The organism is Nesterenkonia sp., assembly GCF_029265375.1.
Classification (GTDB): domain Bacteria; phylum Actinomycetota; class Actinomycetes; order Actinomycetales; family Micrococcaceae; genus Nesterenkonia.
Window position 1 is genome coordinate 20,363 of sequence record NZ_JAJUJJ010000026.1, and the last position, 15,365, is coordinate 35,727.

The window sequence follows — 15,365 nt, forward strand, 5'->3', positions numbered from 1 at the left end:
CGGTTCAATTCTCCGTGGGATCGTCCTCCACCGCTGCAATCAGTGCAGAGTGCTGTTTCCGGAACTGTTCGGAGTATTCCTCATACAGAGTCTGGTCGACGCTATTAGCCTCCCGCAGGCGCGACTCGAGATCAGGCGACAGGCCCGACTTAGGCTGTCCAGAACGGCCGCGATGCACCAGCCGGCGGGTAATCGGAAGACCCACTGCCGCTGCTCCAGCCAGGTGACTGGCCGCAAGGTGATCCATAGTACCCACCACGTGGAAACGCTCATCCAAGGTTTCCCGGCACATGGACAGCAGACGATCCTCTGAAAGATCGGCTGTGGCTTCAAGCCAGTACATGTCCTCCTCGGCGTCAATCGACCGGAACATGCCCGGCTGGGAGAATCGCCGCTTGTACGCGTCGGTGAACTCAGGGTGGGTGACTACGATCTGGCGAGCCAGCATGTTCGTCATACCGCTGTCGATCGTGTACTGCGCGTGCTCCTCAAATGTCTTCGAGTGGTCCTTCGTGGGAACAATGCCCTGCGTGCTGAGCCGCTTGTAATACCCAGATGACAGTTGCGAAACGGGATCGCGGAGGACCGTGAAGTACGTGAGCTTGCGGCCCGGCAAGTCCAGGGAGAATGCGTGGTGCTGATGGATCAGTCTTCGATGCGCCAGCTCCTCCTCTGAGAGCCGGAGGAGGGACTCTATTTGGAATAGACCGTGGCGCCTGCTGATTTCAGCCATTGCGGACCAGGGAACTGTCTGTTTCAGCGACACGATGGTGCTGGTCCCACCGGTGAAAGGCAGGTGGTAGAAGACCGGCAGCGTCTCAGGTCTGTGGCCAGACACCAGCCGGGCGAACTCGCGGCCGACGGCGGTTTCGTCCCACGCGGCGACCAGGTCCTCTCTTAGAACCTGCGCGTCTTCACGCAGCTTGGCGAGCATCTCGGCGGCGCCCTCCTGGTCGCCGAGCATGAGGCGGGCGGACACCAGAGAAATCAGCGCCCAGGGGGGTGGCCCCGCCTCACCTATCCGGTGGGGCAGCGTGACTGCGTCCTCGTAGCGCCCAGCTCCGGCCATCATCACGGGCAGCCAGGCACGGGCACGCCGGTCGTCAAAGTGGGCCGCGAGGATGGAAACGGCCGCAAGGGCTGTACCGTTCCAGTCGCGACGGCGCCTCTTGACCGCCAGAGAGCGCAGCTCACGCAGGAGCGAGGGGTCTGGGGCGCGGCGCCCGGCCGCATCGGTCACCACCTGGTTCAGGAGCCATACGAGGCGATCGTGCTCAGAACGACGGTCACTTGGAGCCTGCAGCGATTTATAGGCGAACCGCTCCCCCGCTGCGCGTCCCGCCGCGTACCCGTCAGTCCAGTCGTTCACCTCACCAGCCATTCAGCACACCTTCCAGAATATGACGCATTGAACTGCAGTCCCCCTCAGACATTGGCAATCTTCCCGCCTCTACTCGATAAGAACACCAGGCCACTTGGCTCGAATCGCTTCGACGTGGCTCTGGTACTTCTCCTCCAGGTACTTCTGCTCGCTCTCGCTCCAGGGCCTGAATCCGGCGAACTCGTCTCCGCGGGGAAATCGCTCCTCAACGAGCTCAACGGCACGCGATGCCTTTCGAGACCCCGAGACTTCGTCGATGATGTGCAATGTCTCAACCGCGACACCGGACATACCTTCGCGCCTCTCCTGAACTTCGGGAAGTGACGCTTCATCGATGCGCCCTCCGGTGAGCAGATCGATCATTCGAGGAAGGTCTGAGCCGATGCGCTCTAGCCGGAAGACACGGACACAGTCTTCTCCGAACGATTCCACAATCCGGCGAATGGGCCGCAGCCACAGCTCATCGTCCTCGAGGATTCGGTGCCGAAAGTCGTCGAAGCGGGTGAACTCTCCATGGCGGAGTGACTCTACGTAGCACGACGCCAAGAACCCCGGATAGCTGCGAATCGTGAATGCCACAGCGCTGGGTCTCTCCCCCAGCAGATCACGTAAGGCCTTCAATCGTCGGTCACAGTGAAGGTAAACGCGCCCTGATCGGACAATTCGGTTACAGTCACCCATCAGGTTTTCGTCAGAGAGGATCACCTTCCCGGATGGGGACTGCTTGTACTCCCCAAGGACTGTCTCCAGCTGCTCCGTGGTCGGCACTGCCCCGCGCAGCTTTCTGCCCGCGAGCCACGCGTCGAAGGGTGAAGAGAATCGGCGCCGCAGCGTTCCCATCGTGACGTAGTTGATGTTCTGCTCAGCCAGCAGGTCGTTGCCCAATGCTAACCTGCGCTGCAACCACGTGGTCGCGGTCTTGTGCGCCCCAAGATGGAGTGCGACGTCAGCCATTCGCTACCTGCTTCTCACCTGTCGCCGGATCGTTCGCCGCCCCGTCAATGACAGTTGCATCCTTCGCGACACCATCGTTGGCAGCTGCATCCTTCCCGGCCCCATCGCTGGCAGCCGTGTCGGTTTCGAGCACGGGAAGTCCCAGTGACTTCAGGCGCGAAGTGGTGAAGTACGGTTTGATCTTCTTGAAGATCTCCTCTGACGCCTCGAGGTCGTCTCTCAAGTGGGACACCACTTCAGGCTGCATCGTGTAGGCCACGGCGTGGAGCAGTTTCTCGACCTTCTCCGGGTGACGCACGGCAAATGGCTGGTTCTTCCACGGCCCGGCGTGCCTACCGGCCGCGGTAGCCTCGTCGAGTCTCGCATCGGGCAGGACTTTGTGAATCAGCGCCAATGGAACTCGATTGCTGTTCTGGTACGGCGAAAGACTCCTGAGGACCGGGTAGGTGCCGTACCGCCATGCGGGAATCTGGTAGTAGGTGGCCGCAGTGATCAACCCTGTGGAGAAGCAGCCGTAGACCGCAGAGACTCGACACAGCGTATACAAGGTTTCGGCCGTGACCGGTCCAGTCACTTCGTCGAAGTTCACCCCCAGTGACTCTGCTTCTGCGCGCAGAACCTCGCCCTGAAGGTGGGGAGCCGCGGGGTGAGGCTTGAACACAATATGGGTATGACCGTGAGCGACCGCCGCCTTCAGCATTGTCAGATATAGGTCGGCTTCCTCTTCGGGCGTGGTGATCCGCAGCGCAGACAGGTACTGGCCCAGGATGAGCGCGACCGGTTTGTGCTTGAAGGGGTCGATCACTTCGCCGGCGCGCTCCTGCTCCTGACGAGCCACCGCATCGAACCCATCGGTGATGAGATTCGGAGGCACCGGAGTCGTGGCCACACCGAATTCACTGTGAAGAAGGGGGCGGATCCCCGGAAGGAGGTCCGAGTAGATCAGACGCTGGATTCGAGTTCCAAGCTGCAGCGGCAGCTTGTCGCGCGTCGGCCCATAGGCCATCAGGCCGTCAGACATGACGTCGATGGGGGCGTTGTGGAAGATGCGGGCCAGCGCCAAGGACTGCTTGGCCTGCATGGTCTCCAGAATCAGTCGGATACTTGCGGAGCCCAGACCCCACTTTTCACGCGCGTACCGCTCCCACAGTGGGGCGTCTTCCTCGCGCGGCACCCAGTGAGACGGGTGGTGAGGACGGATAAAATCGTTGTAGTCCTCGACACTGTCGAAGTAATGGGCGACGCTGGAAAAGGCCGGAGTCTCCATCAACTTCGGCTTCAGCTCAGGGGTCATTGCCGTACTGACACAGAGCAGAACACGACGATTCTCGGAAGCACTCCCGAAAAGTCCCGATTCGATTCCTGCCCGAATAAGAACGAGCTCTGAAATGCTGGCCGGGGCGAATATCTGAACTCTTTTCTGCATTATTTCACGACTCCCATTGTGTTCAGAATTCGCCTCGCTCGCTTGTCGTCGAAGTCCCTGAGAGATTCCAGCAGTCTGCCAGACGGCAGCTTGTAGAGCCCTTCACGGCACAGCTCCGGCAGCTTAGCGGCCAACTCTGGCGTGTAACGGCTCGTGGTGTTGAGATGATGCACCATGATCACTAAATAGTTGCGAATTGCTTTTGGGACGTACTTGTCGGGATCAGACGATGCCATGGCATCCTCTACCCCCTGGCGCATGGCACGGACAAAATCAAACTGTCGTTCGTCGCCCACCATGGACAACGACCCTTGAAGTCCTCTTCGATAGAAATATCCAGGATGAGGAATCACTGCGAACCTGTCGCTCATCAGGTGGAGCCTCATCATCCATGACCGGTCTTCACATGTCTGCAGGTTGGGCATGAAGTAGAGCAGGCCGTTGTCAATGAGTTTTGCATCGAAAATGCCCGCCCAGGCATACGTGTAGTCGACGGCGGTTCTGTCATCGAACGGATGCAGGCCCTCCCGTGAGTCGAAGGGCTCCCACGCCGGACCGAACGGGACGCGGATGATGTGTCTCTTGTGTCCCTCGAACTTCACGTGGTCAGTTCGCACAAAATCGACGCCTAGGGTTTTGATGGCGTCGAGAAGCACAGCATAAAAGTCTGACGCCACATAGTCATCTGGATCCAAGAAGGCGATATAGCGGCCGCGTGCCTGGTCCAGTCCGGTGTTGCGGGCCTCCGCCAAGCCCCGGTTTACCGAGTGGGTCACCACACGGCTGTTGGGCAGAGACGGCGCAAGCTCGTCGAGCAGCTGCGCGGTCATGTCTGTGGAGGCGTCGTTGATGAAGATGAACTCGTACTTCTCTAGCCCCTCCAGAGCGCGCAGACTCCGCATGGTGTCGGGCAGGTATTCCGCGGTGTTGAAGCAGGGGATCACGAGCGACAGTTCAATCCCGGAACGCGCACGCTCCTCCGCCGAGACCGGACGGGCTTCGTGGACTGTGTCGAAGAATTCGACCCGCAGCACTGACCCATCGTCAGCCCACACACCTATGTCCCCCACATTCATTCCTTCCTCTGTAAGCGTCCGGGCGAAGTCCCCCCACACTCTAACCCACCTGCTCCGCTCCGCAGCGCTTGAGACGGCGCTGCTCCCCGTCCCCTTCCAACTCCCCTGGTCAGCGGCTTAGAACTGCATCAGCATGTGGCGAATAGCCGACTGCGCCCGGTCCGAAGAAGTCCCGGCGGCTGCCGGCTGAGCTAACGTACTAGTAGTAACCGCTGCACCAGCGCTGCCACAGCCGTTTCGAATGGAGTTCTGCATGCCTACCTCGCTCGCCATTATTCCGGCCCGCGGAGGATCCGTCGGCGTTCCCCGGAAGAACGTACGCCGGATTCAGGGGAGGTCACTCACTCACCGGGCGGTGCGTGCAGCCCAGAGGGCCGGGGTCACGCGGGTCGCAGTCAGCACCGACGACGAAGACGTCGCAGCTGAGGCGCTGGCCGCCGGAGCCGACGTGGTACGCCGGCCAGACAGTCTCTCCGGAGGCACAGCTACATCTGAGTCAGCTCTGCTGCATACCTTGGACGTTTACGCCGGTGCACCGGGAGTCGAACATGAGGACAGCCCCGTCCAGCTCGCCGAGGAACCGGGCCAGGGACCCGGCTTCATGCCCGACGTCGTAGTGTTCATCCAAGCGACGTCCCCCTTCATTGATCCGGCGAGCATCAGGACTGCAGTTTCTCGAGTGGCATCACAGGAAGTGGATGTCGCGTTCGCTGCCAAGGAGTCTCATGCCTTTCAGTGGCGGGAGCCCACACCTGGTCAGCTGGTCCCGATCGGCCACGAGGTGGGCCACAGACCGCGCCGTCAGGATCTCCCCCCGCAGTACCAGGAAACCGGGGCCTTCTACGTGATGAATGCTCGAGGCTTTCAGGAGGCCCGGCACCGCTTCTTCGGACGGATCGCCGTGCAGGAGGTGGACGCCGACACCGCCATCGAGATCGACACCTGGGAAGACCTCCGCATGTGTGAGGCCATAGCGCCGCTGCTGGACGACAAACTGGGACTGACTGCCGATCTGGATCTGGATGTGGATGCACTCGTCACAGACTTCGATGGCGTCCATACCGACGACCGGGCCTCGGTGCATCAAGATGGCACCGAATCCGTGCGTGTCTCCCGTGCCGACGGCCTTGGCCTCTCCCGCCTGCGAAAGACAGGCATGCCGATCCTGATCCTCTCCAAAGAGCAGAACCCAGTGGTGAGAGCTCGCGCCGCGAAGCTGCAGGTCGACGTCCTGCACGGTGTTGATGACAAGGCAGGAGCTATCAGGCATTGGATCAGAGAGAATGATCTCGACGCCGCACGAGTTGCCTACGTCGGCAATGACATCAACGACATTCCCGCACTTCAGGAAGTAGGGTGGCCGATCGCGGTGGCTGATGCCAAAAATGAAGTGAAGCTTGCCGCTCGCTTAATATTGGCCCAACGCGGCGGGGACGGCGCCGTGCGCGAGGTGTGTGACCGTATACTAGCGGCGCGGCAACAGTAACAGGCGTTTGACGCCTGACCCACCCGAAAGGACCTCTCGTGACCACAGCAATTCAGACGATGACTATCGGTAATCGCACCATCGGCCCCGGCCACCCCACCTACGTCATCGGCGAGATTGGGCTCAATCACAACGGCAGCGTCGAAACCGCCAAGAAGCTCATGGACGTTGCCAAGGAGGCAGGCGCCGACGCCGTCAAGTTCCAGAAGCGCAACCCCGAGGTCTCCACCCCCGCAGCAATGCGCGATAAGCGCCGCGAGACTCCCTGGGGCGAGATGAGCTATCTGGAGTACCGGTACAAAGTTGAATTTGAGCGGCCCCAGTACGAAGAAATCGCAAAGTACGCTGAAGAGCTCGAACTGGACTGGTTTGCCTCGCCCTGGGATGTGGATTCGGTCAAGTTCCTCGAAGATATGGGCGCGGTCACCCATAAAGTCGCTTCAGCCAGCCTGTACAACGACGACATCCTCAAGGCTCTGGCAGAAACCGGCAAGCCGATCATCGCATCGACCGGGATGTCCAACATCGAAGACGTGGACCATGCAGTCGAGATTCTGGGTACAGACAATCTGGCTCTGCTCCACACTTCGTCCACTTACCCCATGCCTGCTGAGGAAGCTAACCTGAAGGTCATTCCGATGCTTGCTGAGCGCTACGGCGTTCCCGTGGGCTGGTCCGGTCACGAGCCCGGACTGCAGATTTCGGTTGCGGCAGTGGCCTTGGGCGCTGCGATTGTGGAACGGCACATTACCCTGGACCGCACCATGTGGGGCTCCGATCAGGCCGCATCAGTCGAGCCTCAGGGCTTCACCCACCTTGTTCGCGACATTCGTGTCATCGAGAAGGCCCTGGGCACACCCGAGAAGAGGGTCCAGGAGGGCGAGAAGGCGAAGATCGCAAGCCTTCGCGGCTGAATCTCTTCCATACCATCCCAGCGGGGGCCCGATCTGCCTGGCAGGTCGGGCCCCCGCTGCATGCTATTCACGCTCCAGAGCCAGACCATTCCTCATTGTCTGCCACATCTTCCTGAATGACGGGCCGTACGAGGCCGCGTCGATGCGCTTGCATGTCTTGAAGAGCCGTTTCGCCTCGTCCTCCCCGACTCGAGGCTTCTCCCGAGCCAAGACGAGGCATTCGTAGGCGGCCTGATGGGGCACCTTAAGCTCTTTGAAGTGGGCAAGAGTCTTGTCAGCGTCTCGAACCGCGTTCTGAAATAACGTAAACGCCTGATCGGCGTACTTCTCTACCGCATCCATCTCCCCATGGGCCGCGTGGTACAAGCATAGGATGAGCAGCGCCTTATTCGCGTTATAGACGACATTGAAATAGTTGGAAAGGGTGTTCTCCATAAAGACGGCGATCTCCCGCCATACACGAAGTGCTCCCTGAAAGTCCCCCCGCAGAAGCAGCAGATGCCACTCGGCCGTCCACAGGGAAACCGCCAGATTCTCTCGGTTCTTCCGGACACTCCGTGCGAGTGGACACGTCGGCAGCAGCTGGTGGGCTTCTCTCAACAGGGCGCCCGCGGCTTGTATGTACTCCTCTCGGTTCAGCTCCACGGCCTTGTAGACGGCCACCACAGCGGCGGCGACACGGTACGACGGCGAACCGGGAAAGTACTGTGCCATCTGCCAGGAGATGAAGAAGTTTAGGTCGGGGTCCTCCGGACGTCGCTTCTTCAGCCGCATACCTCGCTCGTACTCGACGTCATCGGCCGGCATCAAGCCGTCTATCCGCAGAATCTCCTGTCCTGCGGGCGAGTGGAGCCGCACCTCGGTGATGGGTTCATTCACGTCTCGAAGACTGAATCCCCAGCAACTCTCGTAGTCGGACAGTCTCACTGGGACCTGGCTTCCCCACAGTGTGTGGGCCACCAGGAACGGATCATCCCCTTCACTGAGTTGTCCGTTCAGCGCCATTTTTGAGAGGCGCGCTTCGTCGAAGAAGTTGAGCGATTCAAAGTGCTGCTCCCAGTCGAATCCAAGCATGCGTCAAGCCCTTTCCTGCTGCAGCTTCGCAGCAGCTAGTCGATTCAATCGTTCCCGGAAGTCCCCTGGGCGCCGATGCCGCGCCAAGAAGTCATAGCCTCGCTGGCGCTGTGCCTGCATCTTCGCGGCACTTTCCCATAGCTGCAGGATGCTCTGCCGAATCTCTCCCGGCGCCGCGTACACTGCGGCATCGCCGAATACCGGCGCATAGGATGGATTCAGCACGCACACGACCCCTCGCTCAAGAGCCGCTGTCACCGTCGGCTCAATGTGCGGATCCCACACCTCTGAGGAGTAGTGCACGAAGAAGTCCCACGAAGCAATGAAGTCCTCATGGGACCGCAGGGCAGCAGGTTCCACTGCCCACGACGCGGGCGCAGAAGACTCGGGGACCACTCCAGCCGCCGACAGGCGCCGGAGGGAGGACTGAACGGCTACGCGCACCTCCGTGTCGTCCGGGTAGGCATCTTTGCGCACCCGTGCCACCGGCCACCATGCTTCCTGTTCATCCAAAATCCGGCCAATGACCGGCTGCCCAGCAGCCGCGCTGCCTGCCGCCCGGAATCTGGTCCTGGTGCTATCGGCTGGATAGGACGGCGTCCATCCGAAATTCTCAAGTATGCGTTCAGGGGCAACTTCACCCTCCAGCGCGTCCCGGAGGAAGGGGGCTTGTGGGGCCCAGAACGGTGGGACGCCGAACAGGTCGCTGACCTTCTGGTCAATATGCTGAACCTCGTAGTAGTACTGGTATTGCGTCTGACTCCGCGGGGGAAGGTCAGTCCTGACCACCACGCGTTCGCTGACCAGGCCGATCGCCGAAGTCGGCGTCAGCACGAGGTCGCGCGGGCTTCCGATGATGACGACGTCAGCAGCTGCCTCAGCTCCCCATGAGAGCCAGCGAACCGCTCCCTGGTGGAGCAGCTCCCGGATCTCCGGTGCCAGACGTCGTCTTGACGCCTCCGGACGTACACCATTGCGAATGGGGAGGATCCCCACAGTCATGCCAGCCTCGACTGCGGCACGGATCATTCGACCCTGAGCTACAGCTTCGCCTCCGAGGTCGCCGAACTCGGCGGCGAATACAACGTCAAACCTCGGAACTGTCATCTCGTCTCGATCAGGCAGGAATCCTAGCGGCGAGGGGAACGGACGTTCTGACTGGTTGTGACTCAGCCGCGGAGACGCACCCTGAGCGATTTGGTCATGCCAACCCGAGTAGGCCCATTGATAGGCCTCCCGATCTGGGTGACGGTAGCCCAGCCCGAAATCACTGCTGGTCAGGTTGTCTTCGCCCAGCAGAGAGAATGCCAGGGGCGCCTGAATCTCCGGCTGCAGAGTGGTGCCGAAAACCAGTTCCAGGCGCCTCTTGTATTCATTGTCTGCAGACTTGCGCACTGGGTCCCAGTACCCGATGGCATCCATCACCTGTCTGCGACGGAACATGATGCAGGCGAAGGCCGGATGAACCACTCGATCGGGCCCCCACCGGACTTGAAACAGCAGATCCTCGTTGACCCGTACCCAGTTGACGATGTTGGCCGGCTTATTCATGTGGGTCATCAGGTCCCGGGCTTGGAATTCGATGCGCTGCGGGTGGTGCCAGTCGTCTTTGTCGGCCACTGTCACGAATTCTCCGCGAGCCATCTGAAAGGCGTCGTTGCGCACCGAGTATGCTCCGCGGTTCTTCTCGCAGAGGATAAGCCGGATGCGCTCGTCCTGCTCCGCCCAGGATTGGAGTTGCTCTCGGTATCTCGTCGGCTTCCCGTCGACGTCTACGGCAGGAGAGGCGTCATCGATGATGATGATCTCGATATTGCGCCAGGTCTGATCCAGCAACGACCGGATAGCCACGTCGGTGGCTTCGTTCGGCTCGTAGACCGGCATGATGATGGAGACCAGGGGCTGATCCCCCTGTGCAGGTGACGCTGCAGGGCTGCTCAGCCTGAAGAAGTTCGGCGTCTCGCCAGACACTATGGGGGCGAAGCCCTCCTCACCCAGTATCCGATTCAGCTCACTGAACCACGCCTGTGCGTTCCGTGAACCTTCGGGGGTTGCAGGATTGAGGGTATTCAGCAGCAGGAACTGCTGTGAGTACGCGCGGGAAAGGTTCTGCTCGGGATGCCGAAGGATGCGCCTAGCGTCGTCCAAGGACCCATGCTTGGTCAGCAGGTCCGCATAGTAGGACCTGTCGACCCCGGAGAATGCCTCGTCCACGGAGAAGGCCTCCTCCGCGTAACGATAAATACTGAGTACGTCGTCCAGGTCCTGCGGGTTCATCCGTTGGCTGTAGACGACTTGCGCAAGTGTCAGAAGTGCTGGGACCCAGCTGACCTCGCGGCTATTCGACGTGAAGGAGCGGAGCAGTGGGCGGTAGCTCAACACCCCTCCGGTGGCGGCGAGAGCCAGCACGTCCCGTGCTTCGCAGGACCGCGTTTCCCTTGCCAGCTGAGAGAACCAGCGCAGGCGTGCATCGCCCCCTGCGTGAAGCTGTTGGGCGAACCAGGTCAACGTATCGCGCGCTGGAAAAGAGTCGTGGTTGGAGGATTCTTCCAGGTCGATGGACGTCGGCAGGTAGCGAGGACGGCTCCCGGAAGGGTCGCCGAGTCGAAGATCATAGGTGCGCCCCAGGGAATCGCCGGGAGCGAAGAGCTCGTAGTCGCCTCTCGCGCGACCAACATCGGGGGGCAGTGTTCCTCGGTAGCAGCCCCACTGCTGAGATATGGAATCCTCTGGCTCCGCGGAGCTGTCCAGGACCAGGTCCACAGTCTTCATGCCCAGCCGGAGTGCTGCACGTCGATTGACTATGTGCCCGAACAGGTCGACTGTGACAGTCCGGTTGATGATCCGTATATCCCCCACAGTCACTGAGGCGTGCTGTGCCGCCGGATGGCGCCAGGTCTGCAGCTTGCGGAAGCTGCGAGACCAGGTGATCTCTTCCTGTCCAAGCAGGTGCTGTTCTGACGAGGCGGAGACCGTCACGCGTACGGTATGCGGCTGTCCATCATAGAACTTTGGGGGAATCAACGCTTGAAAACCATAGAGTCGGCGCAGCGTATTGATTTCGTGTTCCTGTGCGTGCTCGACGGAGATGTCTTCTTCGTCGATTGTCACCGTCGGCAGCTTGCGGACGCCGTCCGCTGTTGCCCAGCCCCGTATGACCCCCTTGTCTGTTCCCTGATATTGGCCGAACAGATCGTCGTCGAACGAGACCGCGTAATTCTCCAGCCGGAGGGTGCGGGAGACCCGGGCGCCGGACCGTGGTTCGACTAACTCAATGCTGTGCGGCTCTCCGTCATGGAGCTCAATCGGCAAGGGATGGTGGAAACCTATCGGGTGATCAGCAGTGGAATCCGGATAGGCCTCACGGAGCGGCACATCCGCGACCATTGAGCCGTATTGCGTGCCGTCAACAACGAGGTTCACTTGCAGGGTGGCCGAGGGGTCTGCTGGGTCGTAGCACCAGCCGATGATTCCCGCGGAATCGACCTTCACTACCTTCAGAACGATCACGGAAATGCTAGTCTCTCTCCGTCATGGCCGGCGGCACCTCACGCTCTTCCATCACGCTTTTCATCGTGAGGCTCTACGGATTCTACATGGGGCGCGATTGACACCTGCCGCCACTCAGAGACCACTGGTCCTCCCGGCCGCTAGAACTCGCCGGCCGACCCGCTTCCTTAGAGAGTCTTCAGCGGCTTGTTCCGGCAAATAAATGCGGTAGCGTGTGGCTTATGCACTTGATGGGGAATACGGTCCGCAATTATGCGTGGGGCTCTAGATCTGCATTCGAGTCTCTTTTCGGCTGGAGCGCCAGCGACGTGCCGCAGGCGGAACTGTGGATGGGGACCCATCCCGGCGCCCCATCAACTGTTGAGCTTGAGGAGGGGCCAGTACGCCTGGACCACTATATGGAGGGCGTTCCCGACTCCAGATTCCACGAACTTCCGTATCTGCTCAAAGTGCTAGCAGCTGAGCAGCCCTTGTCCATTCAGACGCATCCGAGTAAGGCGCGAGCGCAGAGGCGATTCGCGCAGGAGGAATCAGAGGGCATCCCCCGCGACGCACCGTTTCGCAACTATAGGGATGACAACCACAAGCCAGAGCTCATCGTCGCCCTCACAGACTTCGCCGCGCTCTGCGGGTTCCGAGATCCTCGGGACTGCGCGCACGATATTCACATCCTCGGAGAATTGGTGGAAGGGGAACCGACGCTTCTGCGCGGGAGCTCTTCCGAGTCCCGCCGGGCTCTCGCTCTGCTGAGCGACCTGGAAGGAATTGTCCGTGCCGGAAATCTGAGCCGTGCTTTGGACACCCTTCTGAGATCGCGCAGAGAGGACGCGTCCGAGGCCGCGGACCTGGCCACCCGCGCGGCCCGACGCTTTGCTGAGTCACCGGACGTCATCCCGCCGGCCGCGCGACCTGCCTTGGACACGATCGTCCTGACCGGTGAGGCTTTCCCGGCGGATCCGGGGATTCTAGTCTCCATGCTGCTGAACCGGGTCGACCTTGCACCAGGTGATGCATTATTTCTCCCCGCGGGAAATCTTCACGCCTATCTCCGCGGGGTCGGGGTAGAGATCATGGCCAGCTCGGACAACGTGCTGCGCGGGGGACTCACCAGTAAGCACATTGATGTTGATGAGCTCCTCGCTGTGACCGAGTACTCCGTTTTGAGGAACCCGCGGTTCACTCCTGAGAATATCTCTGAAGGGCACGCCCTGTACCGACCTGAGGTGGAAGAGTTTCAGCTGGAACGCATGACGTTCCCGACCGCTGGTTCGAAACGTCCTGCCGCCAGCGATGGCCCTCGCATCGTGTTGTGCATCTCCGGAGAGGCACAGGTGGAGGACCCAACGGTCCCTGAAGCCGCTGCCCTGACCTTGACACCTGGGGCGTCGGCCTTTGTGTCTGCGGGTGAGGACCTGAAAATTTCAGCTGCCGAGGCGAGCGAAGTGTTTGTCGCCGCAGTGCCCACTGGCTGACCCGCCAGGCGCCGCCGGCAGGGCGAGAGCTGCGCCCGCCATTTCGGCCGCGCTGGAATCAAACCCAGCCCCGGTCAGTATTTGTGATGCTCAGACGCGGTGATCTTCTTTTCGGTTGAGCCGACGTGGATCTGTGCCTTGCGAACCGCTGCCACGTACTCCTTGAACTCGTCTGTGGTGAGGTCCACTGCCACCGCATCAAAGTGCGCCCATTCGGTGTTGCCCAGCTTCACGTGCTTCTCCACCATGCCAGCGCCTGCAGCCACTGCCAGGGCAGAGGCCATCCAGCCGAAATCGTGACTGGAATAACCTGGCACAATACGCGGCCCCGGTCTCTGAGCCTGCCGCTCAGCCAACTGGGCATAGTGGCGCACGACGCCGATGTTGGTGTGCTCGTCCGGGGTCGGATAGGCAGAATTGCAGTGGAGCAGGTACAAGGTGTCCTGCTTGGTGAACGTCTCCAGCAGCCAATCTTCGTAGACCTTGTCAGTCATGCCCGTCGAGATCACCAGAGACCCGGTGTAGTTATCCGCTACAAACTTCAGATAGTCCTTCTTCTCTGAAATGGTCGAGGGGAGCTTCAGCAGTGGAACATCCAGTTCCTCGACCATCCATTCGAATGATGGGCGGTCCAGCACCGAGGGGAACCACCCGATGCCCAGATCGCGCGTCAGCTCATCCAGGAACCTGAAGCCATCTGCGTCCAGCTCGAGCTGTCGCCGATAATCGCCGAACGTCGTGCCGAAAGGAGACTTATACGGAGCCGCGAGCTGCTCAGGTGTGTAGAAGGTCTCCACATCACGTTTTTGAACCTTCACCCAATCCGCACCCGCCGAGTGTGCGGCCCGCACCAGCTTCTCGAGCCGATCCAGGTCCCCGAAGTGATTAGTGGTGATCTCTGCCGTGATCTCCACGGTGGGGATCTCGAGCTCCCCCTCGTCCTCCTCGCGGCTGGGGCGCGAATCGGCGACCTGCACACGTGACTGTGCGTTGAGGTCATCTACGGTGAGATGAGAGAACTCGTGGATTCCCACATGTTTGACGTCAAGATTGGAGTCCTCCAGCACATAGAGCGCGTTGCGCAGAATGTACTGTTGGATTTCGATGTTCGCCCGTCGCACAGTGCTGTCGGGTGCGAATTTCGTGGTGGCCGCCCGCGCCGGACCCGTTCCGGGCGTAAAGTCGAATCCAACCATATAGACCGTCTGGGTCTTCCCCTTGTGGTCCGCAATGGCCCGGGCGATCTCCAAGGCACTCAAGAAGATGGCACCTTCGACCGCGAATTCATCCCGATCCTGAAAGCGGGAAAGCATCAGGTCTTCTTCGTTATTTCCCAGCGGCTTGTGCGGGGCCTTAATGACCTTGTGCCCCGCGGGCTCGAACTCCGTCGACGTGACATACACTCTGGATCGCAAGCCGTCGTCCTTGAGCGAATCAGCGACCCAGTCCTCATAAAAGATCGTGACGTCAGTGGGACGAATGCGTTCAGCATCGTTGATCCCGATGACCACATGTCCGTCGAAGATGCGGGGATCAATCTTGTCCACCGAAGGGCCTTTACCCAGGATGACGATGGTGTCACTGCTGTAGTCTGCAGCCAGATCCGCAGCCAGCTCAGTGATGGCCTGCGTCGTAGAGTCTGTCATGTAGAAGGACCTTTTTATTGCGGTGAGACGACTGAAGATATGCCTTAAGGATTCTACAGGCTCGCTGAAAATGTGCGCTCATCCCACTCGCCCTCGATTGGCGCAGTACCCTGCCGATTATGACCGGGAGACGACATACGAGCCAGGGCTGGGCAGGACACTTCGAGTCCCTATTCAACCGCAAACAACACTCCACGAACACGCCCGACGATGGAACGTCCGACCCCCTTGAGAAGACGGAGTAGGAGCCACCGGACAGGAACCGTCGCAGATCCGACAGGCCGTGGGGGCTGATGCAGGGATGGGTGACAACTGATCTGGCTCGGTCGCCCCGGGCCTGGAAGGATTGTCATCATGCCCAAGCCTTATCCAAAGGAGTTCAAAGAGGACGTGGTGCGCGTTGCTCAGCAACGCGATCATGACGTC

At 60.4% G+C, this 15,365-nt stretch carries 10 protein-coding genes and 1 pseudogene; 4 read left to right on the forward strand and 7 right to left on the reverse strand.

All coding sequences use genetic code 11. The annotated features are described in order from the left end of the window. Positions 1 to 4: 4 nt before the first annotated feature. The 4 genes from Q1K09_RS10540 to Q1K09_RS10555 form a co-directional block, all read right to left on the reverse strand. Positions 5 to 1,381 (reverse strand): hypothetical protein, encoded by a 1,377-nt coding sequence (locus tag Q1K09_RS10540; protein WP_300345386.1) that lies wholly within the window; start codon positions 1,379 to 1,381, stop codon positions 5 to 7. Positions 1,382 to 1,450: 69 nt separating this feature from the next. Beyond that, positions 1,451 to 2,335, reverse strand: a complete 885-nt coding sequence (locus tag Q1K09_RS10545; protein ID WP_300345387.1) for a hypothetical protein — start codon at positions 2,333 to 2,335, stop codon at positions 1,451 to 1,453. After that, the gene (locus tag Q1K09_RS10550) at positions 2,328 to 3,761 is read right to left on the reverse strand and encodes a polysialyltransferase family glycosyltransferase (RefSeq protein WP_300345388.1); all 1,434 of its coding nucleotides are present in this window, start codon (positions 3,759 to 3,761) and stop codon (positions 2,328 to 2,330) included. The genes Q1K09_RS10545 and Q1K09_RS10550 overlap by 8 nt, the downstream gene beginning before the upstream one ends. Continuing rightward, positions 3,761 to 4,795, reverse strand: coding sequence for a glycosyltransferase family 2 protein (locus Q1K09_RS10555; RefSeq protein ID WP_300345389.1), 1,035 nt, complete (start codon positions 4,793 to 4,795; stop codon positions 3,761 to 3,763). The genes Q1K09_RS10550 and Q1K09_RS10555 overlap by 1 nt, the downstream gene beginning before the upstream one ends. A gap of 295 nt (positions 4,796 to 5,090) precedes the next feature. Between Q1K09_RS10555 and Q1K09_RS10560 the strand changes: the two are divergent. The 3 genes and pseudogenes from Q1K09_RS10560 to Q1K09_RS10570 all read left to right on the forward strand — a co-directional run. Next, positions 5,091 to 5,507, forward strand: a pseudogene (locus tag Q1K09_RS10560) (hypothetical protein); the annotation flags it as partial. A 9-nt stretch (positions 5,508 to 5,516) separates the two neighbouring features. Next, positions 5,517 to 6,323 (forward strand): HAD hydrolase family protein, encoded by an 807-nt coding sequence (locus tag Q1K09_RS10565; RefSeq protein ID WP_300345395.1) that lies wholly within the window; start codon positions 5,517 to 5,519, stop codon positions 6,321 to 6,323. A 59-nt stretch (positions 6,324 to 6,382) separates the two neighbouring features. Then, positions 6,383 to 7,237, forward strand: coding sequence for an N-acetylneuraminate synthase family protein (locus Q1K09_RS10570; RefSeq protein WP_300345396.1), 855 nt, complete (start codon positions 6,383 to 6,385; stop codon positions 7,235 to 7,237). Positions 7,238 to 7,300: 63 nt separating this feature from the next. On the opposite strand, the gene Q1K09_RS10575 is transcribed toward Q1K09_RS10570, so the two are convergent. Then, complete coding sequence (locus Q1K09_RS10575; RefSeq protein ID WP_300345390.1) at positions 7,301 to 8,311, reverse strand: hypothetical protein; 1,011 nt, start codon at positions 8,309 to 8,311, stop codon at positions 7,301 to 7,303. 3 nt (positions 8,312 to 8,314) lie between these two features. Then, positions 8,315 to 11,821, reverse strand: a complete 3,507-nt coding sequence (locus Q1K09_RS10580; RefSeq protein WP_300345391.1) for a glycosyltransferase family 2 protein — start codon at positions 11,819 to 11,821, stop codon at positions 8,315 to 8,317. A gap of 221 nt (positions 11,822 to 12,042) precedes the next feature. On the opposite strand from Q1K09_RS10580, the gene manA reads away from it, so the two are divergent. After that, positions 12,043 to 13,293: a mannose-6-phosphate isomerase, class I gene (gene manA / locus Q1K09_RS10585; RefSeq protein ID WP_300345392.1), complete on the forward strand. Its 1,251-nt coding sequence runs from the start codon at positions 12,043 to 12,045 to the stop codon at positions 13,291 to 13,293. Between the two features lie 74 nt (positions 13,294 to 13,367). On the opposite strand, the gene Q1K09_RS10590 is transcribed toward manA, so the two are convergent. After that, entirely contained in the window at positions 13,368 to 14,939 is a 1,572-nt protein-coding gene (locus Q1K09_RS10590) for an N-acetylneuraminate synthase family protein (protein ID WP_300345393.1), read from the reverse strand. Between the last annotated feature and the right edge of the window lie 426 nt (positions 14,940 to 15,365).

Excerpts from the sequence above, each read along its gene's own strand:
- Q1K09_RS10540 (WP_300345386.1), bottom strand. The coding sequence starts at position 1,381 with ATGGCTGGTGAGGTGAACGACTGGACTGACGGGTACGCGGCGGGACGC.
- Q1K09_RS10590 (WP_300345393.1), bottom strand. The coding sequence starts at position 14,939 with ATGACAGACTCTACGACGCAGGCCATCACTGAGCTGGCTGCGGATCTG.
- Q1K09_RS10545 (WP_300345387.1), bottom strand. The coding sequence starts at position 2,335 with ATGGCTGACGTCGCACTCCATCTTGGGGCGCACAAGACCGCGACCACG.
- manA (WP_300345392.1), top strand. The coding sequence starts at position 12,043 with ATGCACTTGATGGGGAATACGGTCCGCAATTATGCGTGGGGCTCTAGA.
- Q1K09_RS10570 (WP_300345396.1), top strand. The coding sequence starts at position 6,383 with ATGACTATCGGTAATCGCACCATCGGCCCCGGCCACCCCACCTACGTC.
- Q1K09_RS10550 (WP_300345388.1), bottom strand. The coding sequence starts at position 3,761 with ATGCAGAAAAGAGTTCAGATATTCGCCCCGGCCAGCATTTCAGAGCTC.
- Q1K09_RS10575 (WP_300345390.1), bottom strand. The coding sequence starts at position 8,311 with ATGCTTGGATTCGACTGGGAGCAGCACTTTGAATCGCTCAACTTCTTC.